Below are 20,972 nucleotides of genomic sequence, written 5' to 3'. Positions count from 1 at the left end.
CCGTCCTTCGTCGTGTGGGTGTTGGGGTGGTCGGGGCGCTTTTTCAGTCATGGCCCGGGACGACTCCGAAGTGTCGCCGGGCGGTCGAGACAGCGAGGTCCTGCACGGCGAACACCGTGAAGTAGTAGGCCTGCGGGGCGGTGTCGGGCGCGAACCGCACCGTGAAGACGACGTCCCTGGCGCGGTCGTCGGAGCCCCGCACCTTGATCCGCTCCGGTTCCACGGTGGTGTCGTCGCGCAGATAGCTCGGCAGGAACAGACCGAGCCGTACGGGGCCGGGGCGCGCCGCGGTGAGAGAGGCGCGCACTTCGAGGACACCGCCCTGTGCCACCTCGTCGGCGGCGTAGGCGAGGAGTTGAGGCGCGTCGGGGACGCGGAAGGTGACATCACCGCAGCGCATGCACACCACGCAGAGGGTGTCGAGGATGTGCGGGAGCAGCCCGCGGCGGGCGAACTCCTGGGCGGGACGGCCGCAGTGGCAGACCACCTCGTGGACGTCGGGGTCCAGGGAACTGCGGTCACCGAAGTGGGCGGGGTAGTTCATCAGCTCGTTCTCGGGGTTCTCCGCGACCTGCCCCGCGATCACATGGTCGAGGGACTGCAGGTCCGCCGAGAGGGACGAGCGGATCTCCTCGGGTGACTGGTCCGCGAGGTGGGTGGGCCGGGCCACCAGGAGGTCCACCTTGCGGGCGAGTTTGCCGAGGCGTGGGCGCAGGCTGTGGTTGTGCGGCAGCAGCTCCGACGTGAGCAGCGCGGAGAGCCGGCGGCCGACGGTGAGGACCAGCGGGTCGGGGGCGTGGTCGGAGGGCGGCGGCGGTGGCGGGGTGTCGTCCGGCTCTCCCGGCAGCCCGAAGCGCATGAACGCGGGGTAGGGATGCGAGCCCGCCAGGCTGGCGTTGAGGGTGTCCACGGAGTCCGCCCCGGTGGCGGCGGCGCGCATCCAGGCGACGTTCTCGGGCCGGTCGGAGTCGTGCACGGAGACGGCGGACACGATCGTGCGTGCGGGGCTGTCGAGGGCGTTGAGCAGGAGTTGGTACTTGGGGTCGTAGAGCGCGAGGTCGGCGAGCGGGCCGCTGTTGCAGGCGCTGAGGACCAGCTCCGCCGCCTCGACCTTGTTGAGCGGGACGAGCTTGTCCTCGGGTTTGTAGCAGGGCAGTCCGTACGCGCACCGAGGGGCCAGGACACCGGGTTCGGCGGTCGCGGTCTCGTTCAGGCCGCAGATGGTGAACTCGCCGAGGTTGATGCTGTCGTCCTTGCCGTGGCCCTGGAAGACGACGCGGCGCCACCGGGTGCCGAGGATCTCGGACTGGATGTCGTGCCGTTCGAAGTCGCGGTCGTCGAAGACCTTGACCCCGGGGAGCCGCGGCGGCCGGTCGGTGTCCGTGAACAGGCCGAGCGCATCGAGGTCCGCGGGGATGTGCGCGTACTGCTTGGCGATGTTCCACGCCACCGACGTCCCGTCGCGGCCGCTGAGCAGGGACAGGCCCCGCCGGGCGTCCCGGTAGGTGGCGAGGAGCAGCGGGCGCACCGGGTCGAGGTTGAGCCGGGCGTAGGTGCCCACCAGCAGGAGCGTGCCCGGGGGCCGCTCGTGGAAGCCGGCGAGGTCGTCCTCGGTGAGCCACTCGCGGGCGAGCGGACGGGCCAGATCCACGACGGCGTCGGCCAGTTCGGCCGGGCCGAGCACGACGCCGAAGTCCAGGGGGGCCGGGCGGCGCACACCGGAGTAGAGGCGCGATGCCAGGGCCACGCTGTGGACCAGGTCGTCCCGGTCGTCGACCGGGACGGGGATCGGCGTCCGCTCGGGCGCGTCGAGGAACTCCCGTACGGCCGTGGCGAGATCGGCGTACTTCACCGGACCGAACAGCGCGCTGTCAGGCTCTGGTCGCGACGGCTCGTGGCTCTGTCGGGAGACGGCGGATGTCATGAAGCGTTACCTCGTGTTCTTACGCTGACCTGCGTTTTCTTACGCTGACCGGCGTGCTCGTACGCTGACCGGCGTTTTCCACGCCGACCCTGCGAGGAGTGACGTGTGGGGCGGGTGACTGTTCGGGAGCGGGGCCGCCGGAGGCGCGCGGACCGCTCCCCGTCCGGTCACCGCTCCCCCGCTTGGGTGGGCACGCGGACCGCTGCCGTGCGCCCCATCAGGCCCCGGCAGGCGAAGGCGACCAGGGCGGCGACGAGTGCCGTGGCGAAGGCCGCCGCGAAGACGCCCCGTGGGCCCGCCGGTTCCATGAGGAGCCCGCCCGCCTGCTGGCCGAGGGCGTCCCCCACCACCGTGGCCAGCGACGCCCAGGTGAACGCCTCGGTGAGTGAACCGCTGTCCGCAAGCAGGCTGACCAGGGACATCTCGCTGGCGGAGACGAGCGCGATGGGCACGCTGCCGACCGCGAGCGCGAGCGCGAGGGTGAGCTGGGAGGTCGCGAGCAGCGGAAGCCCCGTGCCGACGGCGAACGCGAGCACCAGACGCGGGAAGCGCAGGTGCACCGCGACCTCGGACTGGGAGCGCCCCAGCCACAGGGCTCCCAGGGCGCTGCCGATGCCCCAGCAGGCGTACACCAGGCCGGTGCTGCCCCGTGAGCCGTGGTCGTCGACGAAGGCGGGGATGGCCAGCGTCATCAGGCCGACGGGCACGGCGCTGAGTGCCATGACGGCGGTCAGCGCGAGCATCGGCGAGGAGCGCAGGGGGCCGAGGAGACCGCCGCGGCCGGCCCCGCCCCCCGCGCCGTCCTTGCCCTGCGTCGCCGTCTCGCCGTCGACCTCCTCGGGGACGCGGGTGAAGGCGAGGCCGATCGCCCCGATCCCGCCGATCACCGAGACGGTGGTCAGCGCGGCCCCGGCGGACCCGGTCAGCATCAGGCCCGCGAGCATCAACGGCGCCCCGATGACCAGGACTTCGGTGAGCAGCGCCTCCCACAGGTAGGCGGTCTCCCGCTCGTCGTCGCGCAGCGGCAGGCGGGCCCACAGCGACCGCATGCAGGCGTTCGCCGGGGGAAGCGCGATGCCGGCGAGCACCGCGAGTGCAGGCTGCGCCCAGTCGCCCGGCTCGGTCGCCCACACCAGCGCGGTGAGCGCCGCCGGGTAGCCGATGCCGGTCAGCAGCAGGACGGTCCTGCGGCCCCGCCGGTCGACCCGGCGGGCGATGAGCGGGCTGCCGAGCGCCATGCCGACGGTGTAGAGCGCGGAGACCAGGCCGGCCTGGGCGTAGCTGCCGCCCTGTTCGCGCACGAGGAGCACCATGGCGAGGGACATGAGGTAGACGGGCAGCCTGGAGACGACGCTCCACCAGGCGGGGCCCGCGATCTGGCGGCGGGTGAGCAGGGCGGCGAGACGGCGGGCAAGACCGTTCGGCTTCGATTCCATGGTTCCTGTTCCGTGGTGGCCCGTCGCGGGCCGGCGAGGGGGGGTGACTCAGTGCTGGAGCGTTCTGGCCGCCGGCGTCTGGGTGATCACTTCGATCGTGAAGGCGTCGAGCACGCCGCGCATGCGCCGTTCCACCTCGGCGATCGACCCCCCGGTCACGTGGACGTGGCCGGACGCGTTGTGCGAGGCGCGGCGTGCTTCCACGAGGTCTCCCTCGCGGTATCGGAGGACGCTCTTGACCACGCCCGGCAGGCGCAGCAGATCCTCTTCGGCGGTGATGCGCTGCACGGTCCCCGAGCCGGGCAGCGGCAGCAGCAGGTCGCCCGCGCAGCGGCGCCCGGAGTAGTCGAGGAAGGGGCGCCGTCCGAGGTAGGCGTCGAGCGCGGCGCCGAACACGTCGAAGCCGTAGGAGTACCCGTGGTTGGCGGTGATCTCGCAGCCCGCGAGCCGGATCCCGATCTCCCCCGCGTAGACCTCGCTGCCGACGACGAAGAACTCCATGTGCGCGTACCCGTGGTCGATCCCCATGCCGGAGACGATCCGCTGGAGCATGCCGCGCAGGTCGAAGGGCGGGCCCTCGTCGGTGGCGACGCTTATGTTGGCGTTCATCGCGCCGTCGACGATGTCCAGCGGCCGGCACGGCATCGCGCTCGGCCACGCGTCGAGCACCTCGCCCTCGTGGATGAGCGCGCACACCTCCCACTCGGTGCCGCCCAGGTGTTCCTCGATCAGCCAGGACCGGCCTTCCAGGGCCACGTCGGGCAGTTGTTCGGGGCCGGTGAGCCGGAAGGTGTCGACGCAGGCGAAGGAGTCCACGGGCTTCAGCACGACGGGCCAGCCGCACCGCGCGGCGAACTCCCCGATCTCCCGCGCCGTGGAGACCCGCGTGTACCGGGCGGTGAGCAGGCCCAGCTCCCGGAACTTGTCCTTCATCGCCACCTTGTCGCGCACCCAGCTCACCTGACGTTCCGTCAGGTGAGGTAGTCCGGCGAGGGCGGCGAACCGCTGGGCGATGTCCTGGCGCGGTTCGGACGGGTTGCAGAACCGGGTGGGCTCGGCGGGGAGTTGGGCGGCCCAGGCGCGATAGCGGGCCGCCTCGTCCTCCAGCGGAACCCGCTCGTTCACCCAGAACGCGGGCACGTGCGCGGTCTGCCGTACGTACGCCTCGGAGAGGTCCTGGCGTGCCGAGGCGAAGCGCAGCAGGGCAAGCCGGCCGGGCAGGGCGTCCACGGCGTACCGGGTGAAGGAGGAGGCGCGGTCGTCCGCCAGCAGGAGCACCGGCGGCGCGTTCACACGCCCTCCAGCGCCTGGCGGACCGCCTTGACGGCGAGGACCTGTTCGGACTCGGAGAGTTCTGGTGAGAGCGGCACGCACAGGGTGCGGTCGAGGAGGTCCCTGGTGCGGGCGAATCCGTCGCGGCTGAGGGCGAGCGGCTGGTCGGGGGCGAGGTTCCAGGGGAAGCCGTCGGCGTAGAGCGAGCGCCGTCCGGCGACCACCGGGTGGTCGGGCAGCAGGTACTTGTTGAGCGTCCAGTTCGCGATGGACCGCTCGGTGAGCGCGGACACGGCGGCGTCCCGTAACTCCCGGCTCTCGCAACGGAACCGCAGGCTGATCTTCACGTCGCCGGCCGCTCTGGGCAGGATGTCGAGCCCGCTGCGGTCGGGCAGCTCCTCCATGGCGATGGTGTGGTGGCGCTCCAGGCCGGAGAGCACCTCGTCGAGGTGGCGGAACTGCTGGTACTGGATGGCGGCGACCTCCTCGCTGGTGACCAGGTTCTCGCCGTAGTAGGCGTCCTCGTTCCAGGTGGGGTAGCGGCCGGGCACACGTGCGGAGCCGTGGTCGTGGTAGCAGCGCATGGTCTCCCAGGCGGCGGGGTCGTTCGTGACGAGCAGCCCGCCCTCCCCCGAGGTCAGCACCTTGTTGTGGTGGAAGCTGAAGGTGCCCGCGTACCCACGGGTGCCGGTGTGCCGCCCGTCGGGGAATTTGGCGCCGAGCGCCTGGGCACTGTCCTCGATGACGTACGGGACGCCCTCGGGCAGCGGCGCGACCGTGCCCTCCATGTGGGCGACGATGGCCCGTTGGGCGCCGTCGGGGATCAGCGAGGTGTCCATGGAGAGCGACTCGTCGACGTCCACCAGGACCGGGATGAGCCCGCTGGACAGGACGGCCCCCGCCACCGCGACGAACGTGACCGCGGGTATGTGCACGACGTCGCCGACGCGTGGGCGGGTGGAGACCAGGGCGAGCCGCAGCGCCTCGGTGCAGTTGTGCACCGCGAGCACATGGCCGGCGCCGAGGCGCTCCCCGACCCGCCGTTCGAGGCGCGAGGCGACGCTCTCGGTCTCCGTCTGGTAGCGGAAGAGGACCCCGTGCTCGATCGCGGCACGCAGCTCCCGCATGTCGGACCAGTCGAGGTAGTTGGCGCCGTAGGGGAGGAAGCGCAGTCCGAGCCGTTTGTCGAGGGTCATGACGCGTCAGCCTCCGTGATGGGGTGCACCGAGGCGTCGACGACCATCTCCTGGCCTCGGTAGTTGCGGAGCAGCAGGCCTTCGGGCACGCGGGAGTAGTACGGCTGGGCGATGGGGATCTTGCCGATCTTCGTCGTCAGTACGTACTGCGGTACGCCGAAGCCGGTGATGTGTCCCTGCAGGCCCTCCATGATTTCCCAGCCCTTCTCGATGGAGGTCATGAAGTGGGACACGCCGGTGACGTTGTCGCAGTGGTAGAGGTAGTACGGCCTGACCCTGATGCGCAGGAGTTCGGTCATCAGGGTGCGCATCGTCGTGACGTCGTCGTTGACGCCGCGCAGGAGAACGGTCTGGTTGCCCACCGGGATGCCGTGCCGCAGCAGCCGGTCGACCGCGGCGGCGGACTCCGGGGTGATCTCCTTCGGATGGTTGAAGTGCGTGTTCAGCCAGACCGGGTGGTAGCGCGCGAGCATCTCGCAGAGCTCGTCCGTGACGCGCTGGGGCAGCAGGACGGGGAAGCGGCTGCCGATGCGGATGATCTCCACGCTGGGGATCGCCCGCAGACCGGAGATGATCTCCTCCAGCTTGCCGTCGCGGTACGAGAGCGGGTCGCCGCCGGTGAGCAAAACGTCCCGGATCTCGGGGTGTTCGGCGATGTAGCGCAGGTCCTCCTCGAAGGACTCGCCCTCGTTGTCGCGGAAGTAGCTGCCGTCGACGTCGGTGGTGTGGAACTTGCGTGTGCAGTGCCGGCAGTAGACCGGGCAGGCCTCGGTGATCAGCATGATCACGCGGTCGGGGTATTTGTGCACCACCCGGTTGGTCCTGCGGTAGAACATGTCACCCACGGGGTCGACCTCGGCGCCGCTGTACTCCGCGAGCTCGCCGAGCGCGGGTACGGCCTGCTGCCGGATCGGGCAGGTGGGGTCGTCGGGGTCCATCAGGGACGCGTAGTACGGGGTGACGCTCCAGCGGTACTTGCCCGCCGACTTGTCGATGGCCTGTTCCTCGTCGGCGGTGAGATTGATCCACTGCCGTGCCTTGTCGACGTTGGTGACACGTTTGCGCATGTGCCAGCGCCAGTCGTTCCACTCCGCCTCGGTGACGGCGGGGATTCCCGGCCGGTCCGGTACGGGGTGGCGGTCCGCGTCTGTGGCTCCAGGAGTGCGGGGCATGGTGTCTCCAGGTTCTGCGGGTGAGTGACCTGTCACAGGGGTGCGAGGGAGAGCTGGCGCAGGGTGCGGGCGACGCGCTGTGCCCCACGCAGGTCGTCCGCGCCGCCGTCGAGCGCGGACCACGGGTCCGGTGCGCCCGGCTGCCCGGGGGCCCAGAGGGACGGATCGCGTGGATCGGCGGCCACGGGGACGGGGACCGCGCGGGCCACCCGGCCGGCGAGGTCGCGCTGCCCGTCGCCGAGCGGCGGCAGGAAGGCGAGCGGCGCGCGGCGGGCCTGGGCGAGCGCCACGGCGCCCAGGATGGGGGCGGCGAGGAGCAGTTCGGCGTCGGCGTGCAGGGCGTCGACGTCGGTGTCGGCGGCGCGCAGGACCCGTACGCCGTCGAGCCCTTCGAGCGCGGCACGCACACTCTCGACGCGCGTGTCGCACACCACCTCGCACCGCTGCGCGTGGCGCACCGCCTCCGCGGCGAGCTCGCGCAGCGGCCCGGAGGTGAACGCGTCCGCCTCCCCGGCCGGTACGCCCCACAGCGAGACCAGCAGCAGACTGCCGCTCCGCTGCCGCCCACGAGCCGTCCGTACGGGAGCGAGCACCCCGGTGGTGCGCGCGCCGCCCGGAGTCGCGGGCCACGGTCCCGGGAGCCATCCCGGACGGTGCACCCGGTGCAGTGCCCCGTCGGTCACGGGGTCGACGGCGGCCCGGTGTCCCGAGTGCAGCCGCACCACCGGCACGCCGAGGTCGAGCAGACGGCGGGTGGCGGCATCGTCGTCGCAGACCAGGGCCACGTCCGGTGGCGGTCCATCGCCCGCGGTGGGCTCCAGGTCCGTCAGGTGCGCGGCGATCCGTCGCCCGGCGAGCAGCGAGTCGAGTTCCTCCTCCCGCGTCACGAGCAGCACCCGGCGCGGGGCGGGCCCTGACGGCTGCGGGGCGGGCCCGCCGGTGTTCAGTACTGCCACGGCGCCGCCGTCCCGAGCCGTGCGACGTCGTCGCTGTAACCGGCGGCCGTGGTGGAGCAGCCGCCGCACATGTCGGGCCCCCGCTCGCGGAAGAAGTCGGCGTGGCCGCGGAAGACCGGGGTGTCGAGGTGGATGACGCCGCCCTCTCGCAGCGGGGCTCCGCCCAGGTCTTCCCCCTCCCGGTGCGGGAGGCAGCTGCAGGCGTACATGCGCCCGTACTTGCCGTCGATGTAGATCACGTCGTCCACGACATGGCACAGGGGCTCGGAGGCGCGCGGGGTCAGTGACTCCGCGAAGTAGCGGTCCTGCTCCTCGCGGGTGTCGCCGTAGAAGCGTTTGCCGAGGGGCACGAGGTGGGTGGCGGGGTCGGCGTCGTAGATCGGGTCGCAGACCGCGCGCACGTGATCGGGGTCCGGGTAGGTGATGGAGCGCTCCAGCTTCAGCGCGGAGAGTTCCCACTGCTTGACGCCGGCCTCGGTGAGGACCTTCTGCAGTTGCGGCATCTCGGTGTAGTTGTGCGGCCCGACCACGGTGTTGACCCGGGGCAGGACGCCGAGGGCCGCGGCGTCGCGCAGCCCTTGCAGGCCGTTGTCGAACATGCCCGGGGAACGCCGGTAGACGTCGTGCGTCGCGGCGGATGCGCCGTCGAGGCTGACGATCACTTGGGCGAGGCCCGCCTCGGCGAGCCGCCGGGCCTTCTTCGGCAGCATCATGCCGTTGGTGATCATGGACATCTTCATGCCCGCGTCCGTGCCCGCCCGCACGAGTTCGACGATGTCCCGGTGCATGAGCGGCTCGCCGCCGGTGAACCGTACGTACGCCACTCCGGCCGCGCGGGCCTTGGGCAGCAGGTCGGCGAAGTCCTCCGTCGAGAAGCGGAACGTGTCGCGGGAGAGCGCGAACTCGCACATGAAGCAGTCCGCGTTGCAGGCTTCCAGGATTCTGATGAAGAGGTAGCGCTGACGCTCAGTCATGTACGTCGATGCCTTCCTGGACGGTACGCGGAGCCGAGGTCCGGGCGGGGCCGGGCAGCGGCTCCCTGTCGAGTACGCCGAGCAGGGCGTCGGCCACTTGCGCGGCGCCGCCGATGCCGACGTGAGCGGCGAGTCCTCCCCACACGGCGCCCTCCGACGCGCGCCGCAGGGCCTCAAGTACGCCGTCGCGCACGGCGGTCACGCTGCCCGGGGCCTCGTGCTCCCCGGCCGCGGCGGTGATCCCCCCGTAGATGACGCGGAGTGCCGCCTCCTCGCCCTGCGACCGATGGGCCAGGACCTCGCTCTCGGAGAAGACCGACGACGGCCAGACGACTCGGACGTCGGCGAGCACGGCCCTGCTGTGGAAGCGGCCGTTGAAGATCTGGCTGAGGTTCTGCGGGGGCAGGCAGATGGTGGGCACCGAGAGACTGCCGGCCTCAAGCAGGGTGGTCAGACCCGGCGAGGTGAGCAGCAGGTCGCAGGCCGCGAGCCGGTGGAGGAACTCGCCGTGGGAGAGCGGGCCCGCCGTGACGCGCAGGTCCGCGCCGCTCGCCGCGCAGAGCCGCCCGGCCAGATCGGCGGGCAGGTTGCCGGCCACATGCGCCTCACCGACCCCGTACGTGGCGAGGGCCTCCAGCACCGCGGGCACCACGATCTCCGGATAGCGCGTCCAGTCGGCCAGGCCGGGGGCGCGCAGGCCGCCCAGGTTCACCAGGGCGCGCCGGAAGGGCTGTGGGCGGCCCAGCCGGGGCGCCGGAGGGTCGGGGGGAGCGCCGATCACGGCCTCGACCCAGCGCAGTTCGCGTACGGCGGCCAGTACGCCGAGGCACTCCTGCGGCAGCTCGACGCACTGCTGCGCGCAGTAGACGGAGACCTTCAGCGGAAGTTCGGGCAGGTCGCCCTCGGTCCACAGGAACGGCAGGCTGTCCACGAACACGGTCGGCACACCCGCCGCCTCCAGGGCCATGGCCGCCGGTCCGTCGAGCACGACGACGGCGGCGTCGATCCGCTCCGCCGCCACGACCTTCGCCACGGCATCGGCGGCCTCCCCCGCGGCGCCCCCGACCGGCAGGTCGTACCAGCGGTCGACCCCGTGCCGGGCCAGGAGCGGCCGGCCGAGGCCGGACGCGAGGCCGACGAACCTCAGCGGACGAGCGGACCGTTCGCGCAGCGCGGCGAGGACGGCGCTGAGCTTGCCGGAGCTTCCCCAGCCGAACTCGGCGCCCGCGACGGCGACGGTGGCCGGTCCGGCGTCGGTGGGCGTGGCGGGTGCGCCGGGGGCGGGTTTCTCCCGGACGGACGGCGGGTCCGGAGGGCGTACACCATGCATCGTTCGGTCCAACTCCCTTGCTGGGGCCGGGGTGTGGCCCCCGTCGGGTGAGTGCGGGGAGGGAATGTCACGTCGGGATGGCGGGTGCATTCGGGCCGCGCCGCGGTGGTCGTCCACGGTGGCCCTGACGCAGAGGGAGCCCCTCCGCTTCCCACACGATCACCCCTGTCCCCAGGCGTCGCAAAGGCCCCCCTGTCACCTTCTGGCCATCCATAAGTAGTTGCGAACCGACTGCAATAAGACGCGCACGTGCCGCGCCCCCACTCACCCGAATGACACGTTCCAAGCCCCGGCACCCCAAGGGCGCACGGAGCGCGCGCAGGGTTGCGCAGGCACCCGGCACCCTCTCCAACAAGCCGTTTCGGCGACCGAAGACAGTCAGGGGGACGACCCGGAACAACGGCCGAAAGAGGCCACTGGCACATGCCGCGTCACGGCTCTCCAGGACTCTGGTCCGCACGGCCGACGGGCACCTTCGTCCGAGCTTCGCGCATCTTTACGCCACTGCCTTGATACTGACCTCGGGACCTCGGGTCCCAGCGACACCCAGCCTTGCCGATGTCACCAGGAGGTACCCGTGAAGATGCTGATCAACGTCGCGGAGACAGTCGTAGCGGACGCGCTGCGAGGCATGGCGGCCGCGCATCCCGACCTGACGATCGACGTGGAGAACCGTGTGATCGTGCGCCGGGACGCCCCCGTCGAGGGGAAGGTGGCCCTCGTCTCCGGCGGGGGTTCCGGGCATGAACCGCTGCACGGCGGGTTCGTGGGGCTGGGGATGCTCTCGGCCGCCTGCCCCGGCGAGGTGTTCACCTCACCCGTGCCGGATCAGATGGTGCGGGCCGCGGCCGCCGTGGACAGCGGGGCGGGGGTCTTGTTCGTCGTGAAGAACTACACGGGGGACGTCCTCAACTTCGACATGGCCGCGGAGCTCGCCGAGGACGAGGGCATCCAGGTCGCCAAGGTGCTCGTCAACGACGATGTGGCCGTCACCGACAGCCTCTACACGGCGGGACGCCGCGGCACCGGCGCGACGCTGTACGTGGAGAAGATCGCGGGAGCCGCGGCCGACGAGGGCATGCCGCTGGAACGGGTCGAGTCGATCGCCCGGCAGGTGAACGAGAACGCGCGGAGCTTCGGGGTCGCCCTGAGCGCCTGTTCCACGCCCGCCAAGGGCAGCCCGACCTTCGATCTGCCCGCGGGCGAGCTGGAGTTGGGCGTCGGAATCCACGGCGAGCCCGGACGTGAGCGGCGCCCGATGATGACGTCGAGCGAGATCGCCGAGTACGCGGTGAACGTGGTGCTCGACGACCTCAGCCCCCGCAACCCGGTGCTCGTGCTCGTCAACGGCATGGGGGCCACTCCCCTGCTCGAGCTGTACGGATTCAACGCCGAGGTCCAGCGGGTCCTCGCCGAGCGCGGGATCGTCGTGGCCCACACGCTGGTCGGCAACTACGTCACCTCGCTCGACATGGCCGGGGCCTCCGTCACGCTGTGCCAGGTCGACGAGGAGCTGCTGCGGCTCTGGAACGCCCCGGTGCGTACGGCGGGCCTTCGCTGGGGTATCTGATCCGTACCGGCCCCCCGCCCTCACCACGTACCACTCGCGCCACTCGTACCGCTCGCGCCACCCGTACCACTCGTGCTTTGCCCAACTGTTCTACCGCGCAAGGAGTTTCCGTGCTCGATGCCGCATTCTTCCGTCACTGGCTGACCTCGGCCGCCGCACTCGTCGACCGGGAGGCGCAGCGGCTCACCGAACTGGACTCGCCGATCGGCGACGCCGACCACGGCAGCAATCTGCAGCGCGGGTTCACCGCCGTGGTGGCCACGCTGGAGAAGGAGGCGCCGGCCACTCCGGGGGCCGTGCTCACCCTGGCGGGACGGCAGCTGATCTCGACCGTGGGGGGCGCGTCCGGGCCGCTCTACGGCACGCTGCTCCGGCGCACCGGCAAGACTCTCGGCGACGCCGCCGAGGTCAGCGAGCAGGAGTTCGCCGACGCGCTGCGCACGGGCGTGGACGCCGTCAGCGCCCTCGGTGGCGCGGCGCCCGGCGACAAGACCATGCTGGACGCCCTCGTCCCCGCGGTCGACGCGCTCTCGGAGTCGTTCGCGGCGGCGCGCACGGCGGCGAACGAAGGCGCCCTGGCCACGACACCGCTCCAGGCACGCAAGGGACGGGCCAGCTATCTGGGCGAGCGCAGCATCGGGCACCAGGACCCCGGGGCGACCTCGTCGGCGCTGCTCTTCGACGCGCTCGCACAGACCGCGGAGGCCGGCCGTGAGTGACGACAAGCTGGTCGGCATCGTGCTCGTCTCGCACAGCGGTCCCGTCGCCGAAGCCGTCGCCGCCCTGGCCACCGGGCTCGCGGGCGGCGGGTCCACCGCGCCCGTGGCCGCCGCGGGCGGCACCGAGGACGGCGGCCTCGGCACCAGCGCGGAGCTCATCTCCGCGGCGGCCGCGAAGGTGGACGGCGGCGCGGGCGTCGCGATCCTCACCGACCTGGGCAGCGCGGTGCTCACCGTGAAGGCGCTGATCGCCGAGGGCGACGAGCTCCCGGAGGGCGCCCGTCTGGTGGACGCCCCCTTCGTGGAGGGCGCGGTCGCGGCGGTGGTGACCGCGTCGGCGGGCGCCGACCTCGCGGCGGTGGAGGCCGCGGCGGCTGAGGCGTACTCCTACCGGAAGGTGTGAGGCCAGGAGGTCAGTTCTGGCGGAGGAACTGCCGGGCCAGCGCGTCACCTTGGGTGACCGCGGCCCGGTGGCTCTCGATGGGGGACGCCTTGGGACCGTCGAAGACGATGTAGGTGACACCCGCGCCGGTGCCGCCCGTCCTGGGGTCGGGGTCGATGCCGAGCGACTTCGCGGTCGCGTACGACGCCTCGCCGATGAGGTCGGTGGGTCCGGTGTCGCCGACGACGGCGTACACGACCTTGCCCTGGTGGATCACGGCGACCACCGAGCCTCCCGAGATGCCGTGCTTCGCGTAGTTCCAGCGGCTGCTCGGGCCCGGCACGACGACGTAGGGAAGGTACTCCGCGCTGAGCTGGCGGCCGTTGGATTCCTGGAACGCGGTGGTGTCCTGGAACAGCGGGTCGGTGCGCCGGTTGCAGGCCTTGCTCGGCCGGCCGTCGCAGTCGATGTCCATGTCGGCCTTCCAGAACACCGCGCCGCGCTTGCCGCAGACGGGGACGTCCGCCTGGGCTCCGCTGTCCGTACGGTAGTTGCCGCTCGACACCTGCTCACAGGTCGTCACCTTGGCCAGGAGCGCGTCGGCGGACACTGATCCCTCCCGCGTCCGGTCGGCTGAACTCCCGCTGTCCTGCACGGTCTTACGGGCCGTTCCGCTCTCCTGGGGGTGCGCCGAGGCGGGGAGGGACGCGGGGACGATCAGGGTGGCGACGGCGGCGACGGCGAGCGCCGGGATTCTGGTGTGCACGAGGAAAGACCTTCCGTGTGGGGGGGGAACTGACGGCCGGTCGGACGGGGGGCCGCCAGCCTGGAGCACGTGACCAGACATCCCAATCTGTCCCGGGTCCTACACCTCGGCCGCCGCCGAGGCGCGGACGACGCACGCCCGACCCCTTGATGTGCACCCGACACCCCTGTCAAATAGGTCCGGACCAATGCCGCCCGAACGGAAGGCACACCGTGCGACGGACCCCCCACCTGTCCACCCTCCTGGCCGTCACCGCCTGCACGCTCACCGCCTGCGCCCTCACCTCCTGCGCATGGGGCGGCGACCAGGACGCGAAGGACGTGCAGCCCCCGGCCGCGCCCCGCGGCGTCACGGTCCAGGCGGGCAGCGCCACCACCGCCCACGTCATGTGGAACCAGGCGACGGACGACACGAAGGTCACCGGCTACGACGTCTACCGGGGCGCCACCAGGGTCGAGCGCGTCCCCGGCGGCAAGCACATGGTGGACGTCGTCGGCCTGAAGCCGTCCACGGCCTACACCTTCACCGTCCGCGCCCGCGACGCCGAGGGGAACGTCGGACCCGCCAGCAAGAAGCTGACGGTCACCACACCCGCCGCGGCCTCCGCCGACCGCGAGCCGCCCTCCCGCCCCGGCTCACCGCGGGGCACGGTCGAGGGAAGCCGGGCGGTGACCCTGTCCTGGGGAGCCGCGAAGGACGACCAGGGCGTCGCCTCGTACGAGATCTACCAGGGCTCGTCGAAGATCCACAGCGTGGGCGGGAACGAGCGCAGCACCCTGGTCACGGGGCTGCGGCCGGGCACGGCCTACCGCTTCACCGTCAAGGCCCTGGACGTGGCCGACAACGCGTCCCCCGCGAGCCGCGTCGTGCGCCTCACCACCGCGGCGGGCCGGGACGACGGGAGCGGCACGGCACCGACGGACTTCCGCGCGACGACGCGCCTCGACGACGGGGCGTACTACATCGACCTGGCGTGGACGCCTCCGCGTACCGGCGGCGCGGTCGCGGAGTACCAGATCCATCTCGACGGGAAGAACGCCACCTCGCTGGTGTTCGGCGGCACGGCGCCTCGGGACAAGGCCAAGCACAGCTTCTACGTGGGCAGGAAGCCGGGCGACACCCACCGCGTGAAGCTCCGGGCCAAGCTTCCCGACGGGACATGGGGCGGCTGGTCCCCCGAGCGGACGGTCACCACTGGCCAGCGCCCTTGACGCCGGGTCAGCCGCCAGACGAGCCGCAGGCCGGGGCGTCGGCTGTCGGCCGTACGAAGGATTCCGTCACCTGCCCGGTGGCTGTCCGCATGCGGCCTTGCCGGATGGCACGTTGGCTCATCGGCAGGTAGCACGGGCGCTTCCCTACCCCCGGCGGCGCATGGGATGTACCGCCTCCCGTGCCACCGGAGGGCAGACTCATGCGCACTTTCCAGATATTCGTCCGCTCCGGCCTGACCATCGCCGCCGCGGCTGCGCTTCCGATGGCACTGACCGCTCCGTCGGCGTCCGCCGCCGCCGGAGGAATCACGGTCACCGCCAGGGGATCGACGGTCACGGTGACCACGGCGGCGTGCCCCGACGGAGGCAACGCCTCGCTGATGAGCAACGGCCAGGCAAGCTTCGCCCAGGGCAGGCAGATGGAACTGACGGGCGGCAGCGCCTCCTGGCAGAACGTCAGCACCGGCCTGCACACGGTGGCGGTGATCTGCGAGGACGGCACGACGGCCGGTTCCCAGACGGTCACCGTCGGGGCGTCGCCGACCACCGCGTCCACAACGTCGCCCGCGCGCGGCGTCCGGGGCGGTCTCGGCGGCGGCAGCGAGGACTACGGCACGACCACCCTCGTCGCGGGCGGGGCCCTCGTGGTCCTGGCCGCGGGCGGTGGCGGCGCCTGGTACCTGCGTCGCCGCGGTGCGCAGCACCGGCTCTGATCCAGGGCCACGAAGAAGCGGCTGCCGCCGGACCCGACTCAGGTCGGGACCGGCGGCGGCCGTCGTTCGCGTGGGCGTGAGGCGTCAGGCGTGAGGCGTCAGGCGTGAGGCGTCAGGCGTCAGGCGTCCGGCCTCAAGCTTCGGGCTTCAGGCGTCACGTGAGGTGTCCGGCGCCCCGAGTTCTTCCAGGGTCCGCTCCAGCCACTGCGTCCAGAACGTCTCCAGGTCGATCCCGGCCCGCAGCACCACATGCCTCAGGCGGTCCTCCACCGCGTCCTTGCCCGGCGGGAAGTCCCGTTCCTCGATCTCCTCGTACTCGGCCAACTGCCTCCGATGCAGGGTGAGATGGCGGCGCAGATCCGCCTCGATGCCCTCCGTGCCGACGACCGCCGCCGCGCGCAGGCGCAGCAGGAGGGTGTCCCGCATCGGTTTGGGGTCCTGGCTCGCGGCCGTCCAGCGGGCCAGCTCGGCGCGGCCCGCGGGCAGGACCTCGTACTCCTTCTTCTGCCCGCGGGTCGCCTGCTGCTGCTCGAGCGCGCGGATGGACCCCTCCCGCTCCAGTTTTCCCAGCTCGCGGTAGATCTGCTGGTGCGTGGCCGACCAGAAGTAGCCGATCGACTTGTCGAACCTGCGGGTCAGCTCGAGCCCTGACGAAGGCTTTTCCAACAGGGCGGTGAGGATCGCGTGCGGGAGTGACATGGCGGCCATCCTAAGTACGGCGTCCACGGCGGACGCCCGGTGTCACAGGGCCGCGGCCAGCTCCGTGCCCTGCTTGATGGCGCGCTTGGCGTCCAGCTCGGCCGCCACGTCCGCGCCCCCGATGAGGTGCGCGCTGTGCCCGCCGGCGAGCAGTTCCTCGTACAGGTCGCGGCGCGGGTCCTGGCCCGAGCACAGGACGACCGTGTCGACGGGGATGACCGTGGACTGTCCGTCGACCGTGATGTGCAGGCCCGCGTCGTCGATGAGGTCGTAGCTCGCGCCCGCGACCATCGTGACGCCGCGGTGGCGCAGCTCGGTGCGGTGGATCCAGCCCGTGGTCTTGCCGAGGCCCTGGCCGACCTTGGAGGTCTTGCGCTGCAGGAGGTGGACCGAGCGCGGCGGGGTGGGGCGGTCGGGCGCGGTCAGGCCGCCGCGGTCCTTGTAGTCCATGTCGACGCCCCACTGACGGAAGTACGTCGCCGGGTCGAGGCTCGCCTTGTCGCCGCTGTCGGTGAGGTACTCGGCCACGTCGAAGCCGATGCCGCCCGCGCCGATGATCGCGACGCGCTCCCCCACAGGCGCGCTGTCGCGCAGCACGTCGAGGTAGCCGACCACGCTGGGGTGGTCGATGCCGGGGATCTCGGGGGTGCGCGGGGTGACTCCGGTGGCGATGACGACCTCGTCGTACGCCGCCTTCGCGAGGCTCTCCGCGGTGGCGCGGGTGTTCAACCGCACGTCCACGCCGTGCAGTTCGAGCTGGGTGCGGAAGTAGCGCAGGGTCTCGTCGAACTCTTCCTTGCCGGGCACCTTGCGGGCGACGTTGAGCTGGCCGCCGATCTCGGAGGCCGCGTCGATGAGCGTGACGTCGTGGCCGCGCTCGGCCGCCGACACCGCGAAGGCGAGCCCGGCCGGTCCCGCGCCGACGACCGCGACGCGCTTCTTCGTGCGGGTCGGCGCGAGGACGAGCTCGGTCTCGTGGCAGGCGCGCGGGTTCACCAGGCAGGAGGTGATCTGTAGGTTGAAGGTGTGGTCCAGGCAGGCCTGGTTGCAGCCGATGCAGGTGTTGATGGCGTCGGCCTGCTCGGCCTTCGCCTTGGCGACGAAGTCCGGGTCGGCGAGCAGCGGGCGGGCCAGGGAGACCATGTCGGCGGCGCCGTCGGCGAGCAACTGCTCGGCGATCTCCGGGGTGTTGATGCGGTTGGTGGTCACGAGCGGCACGGAGACCTGGCCCATGACCTTCTTCGTGACGAAGGTGTACGCGCCGCGCGGCACGGAGGTGGCGATGGTGGGGATGCGCGCCTCGTGCCAGCCGATGCCGGTGTTGATGATCGTGGCACCCGCGGCCTCGATCTCCTTGGCGAGGTGGACGACCTCTTCGAGGGTCGAGCCGCCGGGGACGAGGTCCAGCATGGAGAGGCGGTAGATGATGATGAAGTCCGCGCCGACGCGCTCGCGTATGCGCCGGACGATCTCGACGGGGAAGCGGATGCGGTTCTCGTAGGCGCCGCCCCAGCGGTCGTCGCGCTGGTTGGTGGGGGCCGCGACGAACTCGTTGATCAGGTAGCCCTCGGAGCCCATGACCTCGACGCCGTCGTAGCCCGCGAGCTTGGCGAGCTCGGCGGCGCGCACGAAGTCCTCGATGGTCTGCTCGACCTCGGCGTCCTGAAGGGCGCGCGGCACGAAGGGGCTGATCGGCGCCTTGATCGCGCTCGGCGCGACCAGGCCCTCGTGGTAGGCGTACCGCCCGAAGTGCAGGATCTGCATGGCGATCTTGCCGCCCTCGGCGTGCACGGCGGCCGTGATGCCCGCGTGCTCCTCGGCCTCCGCCTCGGTGGTCAGCTTGGCGCCGCCGTCCCAGGGGCGGCCGAGCTCGTTCGGGGCGATGCCGCCCGTGACGATGAGGCCGACACCGCCGCGCGCACGGGTCGCATAGAACTCCGCCATCCGCCGGAAACCGTCCGGCGCCTCCTCCAGGCCCACGTGCATCGATCCCATCAGGACCCGGTTGGGCAGGGTGGTGAAGCCCAGGTCCAGGGGGTTCAGCAGGTTGGGGTAGCGGCTCATGCGGGCCCTCCGTACGCGATGTGTCGTCGGAACAGTTCTAGAGGACGCCGACCCCTTGTGCAACTAGTTGCATAAAGACGTGGCGGGAGCCACTTCGGCCCGGTCGACGCCCGGTGACCGGATTACCGGCACTCGGTGACCGGATTACCGGCACTCGGTGACCGTTTTGCCGCTTTCGCCGGAAGATTCACTGTGCGCAACAGGGGATTGACCATTCAACGAAGCGCTCCTACGCTCCTCGCACCCCCGCAGGTATATCGATTAACCCCTGGTTGTCATCGCCCTGGTTGGAGTCATCCCGCTGTGCGCTCAACGATGAGTCGGCGCGGCTTCCTCGCCGCAGGTTCAGGCCTGGCCGCCGCCACCACCCTGCCCGCCCTCGCCGGCTGTTCCACGCTGGCGTCGGCGGATTCCGATCCCGACACGCTCGTGGTGCACAGCCAGCTCGGCACCACCGCGCCGGGCTCGCCCACGTACCTGTCCGCCCTGAACACCTTCCGGGACGAGAACCCGGGCCTGAAGGTGAAGAACCTGGTCAACGGCGACGACCTCGCGCAGGTCTACGAGACCTCACGGCTTGCCCGCAAGGAGCCGGACGTCGTCATGGTGAACCTCTACGACAAGACGCTGGCCTGGACCGATGTCGGGGCCACCGTCGACGTCAAGGGCTACATGGACGACTGGGGGCTGCGAAAGCGCGTCCTGCCCGTCGCCCTCGACGCCTGGACCGACGGCAAAGGGCGCCTGCGGGCCTTCCCGTACTTCGCCACCAACTGGCCGGTCGCCTACAACACCGCGCTGCTCGACAAGGCCGGGGTCGACGCGATCCCCACCACCGGCGACCAGCTCATCGCCGCCGCCCGCAGGCTCCGCGCCAAGGGCATCGCGCCGGTGACCGTCGGCGGCAACGACTGGACGGGCCAGAAGCTCCTCGCCCAGATCATCCAGACCTTCCTCTCCCCCGACGAGGCGCGGAAGGTCTTCACGAGCGGCGACTTCAGCGGCAGCCGCGGCGCCCGCGACGGCATCGAGTACTTCACCGCCCTGCGCGACGCGGGTGTCTTCGCCGACAAGGCGCAGGGCCTGACCTCCGACACGATGACCACGCAGTTCAACACCGAGGCCGCCGCCATCGAGTCCGCCATGTCGTCGGCGCTCGCCAAGGTCCCGGAGAAGGTCGCGCGGCACACCGAGGTCGGCGGCTGGCCGCTCGCGCCGGACGCCGCGCACAAGAAGCCGACGATCCTGCGCACATACACCCTGATCGGCTTCTGGATCAGCCCGAACGGCACGAAGAAGCTGGACGCGGTCGAGAAGTTCCTGCGCTTCATGTACCGCCCCGACACCGTCTCGCGCTTCATCAAGGAGAGCGGCCGCGACATGGCGCTGCGCTCCGACACCCTCAGCACGGATTTCCCGCTGGTCGCCGCCGCGCAGCAGCTCGGCACGGACGTCAGCCAGGCCCTGCTGCCCGATCTGTACGTGCCGCCTGCCGCGACCCAGCCGCTGATCACCGCGACCAGCACGGCGTTCACGCGCGGCACGAGTCCCGCCAAGGTGCGCTCCGTGCTCGAAGCCGCGTACCGCACCGCATGAGCCGCCCGCCCGAGCCGCCCGAGCCTTCTGGGAGTCACCCGAGATGACGACGCCGACGATGTCGACGAACGTGCCGCCGGGCGGGACCGAGGTCCGCCCCGCACCCTCCGCGCCACCCGTCCGCAGGCGCCGCCAGGAAGGCGGCACGATCCTCGCCGTCCCCGCCCTGGTCTGGTACCTGGTGTTCATGGTCGGCCCGATGATCGCGATCTTCGTGATCGCGGCCCTGCACTGGCCGGGCATGCTCCAGCCCGTCTCGTTCGCCGGGTTCGACAACGTCCGCACGGTCTTCGACGACCCGGTGTTCTGGGACGCCGTGCGCAACACGGCGGTGCAGCTCGCCGTCGCACTGCCGATCATGATCGTGTGCGCGTACATGCTGGGCTATTACGTGGCCCAGAAGCCGCCGGGCCACCGCGTCCTGCGCTACCTCCTGTTCATCCCCGGCCTGATCTCCACCCCGGCCAAGGCGATGGTGTTCTACGCGGCGCTCTCCCCCGACGGCCTGGTCAACGGCGCGCTGAAGTCGGTGGGCCTCGGCTCGGTGACCGACGCCTGGCTCGCCTCCCCCTCGACGGCGCTCGCCTGTCTGATCGTGCTCGACATCTGGGGCGGGATCGGCTTCACCGCCGTCCTGTTCGCCGCCCGGCTCGGCAGTGTGCCCGAGGAGCTGGGCGAGGCTGCGCAGCTCGACGGCGCCGGGCACTGGCGGACGATGTGGCGCGTGCACTTCCCGGTCATCCGCGAGTACGTGGGCGTGGTGACGATGCTCCAGTTCCTCTGGACGTTCTTCGGGTCGGCCCAGCACGTCCTGCTCCTTACACAGGGCGGCCCCGGCAGCTCGTCGACCACGCTGTCGTTCCTCGTCTACCAGAAGGCGTTCATCGCGGCCGACCTCGGCTACAGCCAGACCGTCGGCGTGATCCTCTTCCTGGTCGGCCTCGTCGGCCTGCTCACCATCCGCCGCGCATTTCGCCAGAACTACTGAGGTC

The 20,972-nt window shown here is 71.4% G+C and carries 18 protein-coding genes; 7 read left to right on the top strand and 11 right to left on the bottom strand.

Translation table 11 applies throughout. The features are described from left to right. Window positions 1-43 precede the first annotated feature (43 nt). The 8 genes from ACWFRU_RS24550 to ACWFRU_RS24515 all read right to left on the bottom strand — a co-directional run bounded on the left by ACWFRU_RS24550 (window position 44) and on the right by ACWFRU_RS24515 (window position 10,260). Complete coding sequence (locus ACWFRU_RS24550) at window positions 44-1,924, bottom strand: hypothetical protein (protein WP_453690261.1); 1,881 nt, start codon at window positions 1,922-1,924, stop codon at window positions 44-46. Window positions 1,925-2,091: 167 nt separating this feature from the next. Then, on the bottom strand, window positions 2,092-3,360 hold the full coding sequence (locus ACWFRU_RS24545; RefSeq protein WP_453690259.1) for an MFS transporter: 1,269 nt from the start codon (window positions 3,358-3,360) through the stop codon (window positions 2,092-2,094). 48 nt (window positions 3,361-3,408) lie between these two features. After that, on the bottom strand, window positions 3,409-4,653 hold the full coding sequence (locus ACWFRU_RS24540) for an ATP-grasp domain-containing protein (protein WP_453690257.1): 1,245 nt from the start codon (window positions 4,651-4,653) through the stop codon (window positions 3,409-3,411). Further along, window positions 4,650-5,828: a DegT/DnrJ/EryC1/StrS family aminotransferase gene (locus tag ACWFRU_RS24535; RefSeq protein WP_453690255.1), complete on the bottom strand. Its 1,179-nt coding sequence runs from the start codon at window positions 5,826-5,828 to the stop codon at window positions 4,650-4,652. The genes ACWFRU_RS24540 and ACWFRU_RS24535 overlap by 4 nt, the downstream gene beginning before the upstream one ends. Further along, window positions 5,825-7,000 (bottom strand): arginine 2,3-aminomutase, encoded by a 1,176-nt coding sequence (gene blsG, locus ACWFRU_RS24530; RefSeq protein WP_453690253.1) that lies wholly within the window; start codon window positions 6,998-7,000, stop codon window positions 5,825-5,827. The genes ACWFRU_RS24535 and blsG overlap by 4 nt, the downstream gene beginning before the upstream one ends. Window positions 7,001-7,032: 32 nt before the next feature. Next, window positions 7,033-7,956 (bottom strand): CGA synthase-related protein, encoded by a 924-nt coding sequence (blsF, locus tag ACWFRU_RS24525; protein WP_453690251.1) that lies wholly within the window; start codon window positions 7,954-7,956, stop codon window positions 7,033-7,035. Beyond that, a complete protein-coding gene (gene blsE, locus ACWFRU_RS24520) occupies window positions 7,944-8,930 on the bottom strand; it encodes a cytosylglucuronate decarboxylase (protein WP_453690249.1) in 987 nt (328 codons plus the stop codon). Before blsE ends, blsF begins: the two co-directional genes overlap by 13 nt. Continuing rightward, complete coding sequence (locus tag ACWFRU_RS24515) at window positions 8,923-10,260, bottom strand: hydroxymethylcytosylglucuronate/cytosylglucuronate synthase (protein WP_453690247.1); 1,338 nt, start codon at window positions 10,258-10,260, stop codon at window positions 8,923-8,925. Before ACWFRU_RS24515 ends, blsE begins: the two co-directional genes overlap by 8 nt. 577 nt (window positions 10,261-10,837) lie before the next feature. Between ACWFRU_RS24515 and dhaK the strand changes: the two genes are divergently transcribed. From dhaK to ACWFRU_RS24500, 3 genes are all read left to right on the top strand, one after another. Beyond that, window positions 10,838-11,830, top strand: a complete 993-nt coding sequence (dhaK, locus tag ACWFRU_RS24510) for a dihydroxyacetone kinase subunit DhaK (protein ID WP_453690246.1) — start codon at window positions 10,838-10,840, stop codon at window positions 11,828-11,830. Between the two features lie 110 nt (window positions 11,831-11,940). After that, a complete protein-coding gene (gene dhaL, locus ACWFRU_RS24505; RefSeq protein WP_453690245.1) occupies window positions 11,941-12,549 on the top strand; it encodes a dihydroxyacetone kinase subunit DhaL in 609 nt (202 codons plus the stop codon). Then, the gene (locus tag ACWFRU_RS24500) at window positions 12,542-12,952 is read left to right on the top strand and encodes a PTS-dependent dihydroxyacetone kinase phosphotransferase subunit DhaM (protein ID WP_365821653.1); all 411 of its coding nucleotides are present in this window, start codon (window positions 12,542-12,544) and stop codon (window positions 12,950-12,952) included. The genes dhaL and ACWFRU_RS24500 overlap by 8 nt, the downstream gene beginning before the upstream one ends. 10 nt (window positions 12,953-12,962) lie before the next feature. On the opposite strand, the gene ACWFRU_RS24495 is transcribed toward ACWFRU_RS24500, so the two are convergent. After that, window positions 12,963-13,697, bottom strand: a complete 735-nt coding sequence (locus tag ACWFRU_RS24495; RefSeq protein ID WP_453690242.1) for a glycoside hydrolase family 75 protein — start codon at window positions 13,695-13,697, stop codon at window positions 12,963-12,965. 212 nt (window positions 13,698-13,909) lie between these two features. On the opposite strand from ACWFRU_RS24495, the gene ACWFRU_RS24490 reads away from it, so the two are divergent. Continuing rightward, on the top strand, window positions 13,910-14,908 hold the full coding sequence (locus ACWFRU_RS24490; RefSeq protein ID WP_453690240.1) for a fibronectin type III domain-containing protein: 999 nt from the start codon (window positions 13,910-13,912) through the stop codon (window positions 14,906-14,908). 200 nt (window positions 14,909-15,108) lie between these two features. Next, window positions 15,109-15,621: a hypothetical protein gene (locus ACWFRU_RS24485; protein WP_453690238.1), complete on the top strand. Its 513-nt coding sequence runs from the start codon at window positions 15,109-15,111 to the stop codon at window positions 15,619-15,621. A gap of 147 nt (window positions 15,622-15,768) precedes the next feature. Here ACWFRU_RS24485 and ACWFRU_RS24480 read toward each other — a convergent pair whose 3' ends face one another. After that, window positions 15,769-16,320, bottom strand: a complete 552-nt coding sequence (locus ACWFRU_RS24480; RefSeq protein WP_453690236.1) for a PadR family transcriptional regulator — start codon at window positions 16,318-16,320, stop codon at window positions 15,769-15,771. 42 nt (window positions 16,321-16,362) lie between these two features. Then, window positions 16,363-18,384: an oxidoreductase gene (locus ACWFRU_RS24475; RefSeq protein WP_453690234.1), complete on the bottom strand. Its 2,022-nt coding sequence runs from the start codon at window positions 18,382-18,384 to the stop codon at window positions 16,363-16,365. Window positions 18,385-18,687: 303 nt separating this feature from the next. Here ACWFRU_RS24475 and ACWFRU_RS24470 point away from each other — a divergent pair, with 303 nt between their 5' ends. After that, window positions 18,688-19,980, top strand: a complete 1,293-nt coding sequence (locus ACWFRU_RS24470) for an ABC transporter substrate-binding protein (protein WP_453690232.1) — start codon at window positions 18,688-18,690, stop codon at window positions 19,978-19,980. Window positions 19,981-20,023: 43 nt separating this feature from the next. After that, on the top strand, window positions 20,024-20,968 hold the full coding sequence (locus ACWFRU_RS24465) for a carbohydrate ABC transporter permease (protein ID WP_453690230.1): 945 nt from the start codon (window positions 20,024-20,026) through the stop codon (window positions 20,966-20,968). Window positions 20,969-20,972 lie beyond the last annotated feature (4 nt).

Source organism: Streptomyces sp. NPDC055099 (assembly GCF_053607685.1).
This window is presented reverse-complemented; position numbering and strand designations above follow the sequence as displayed.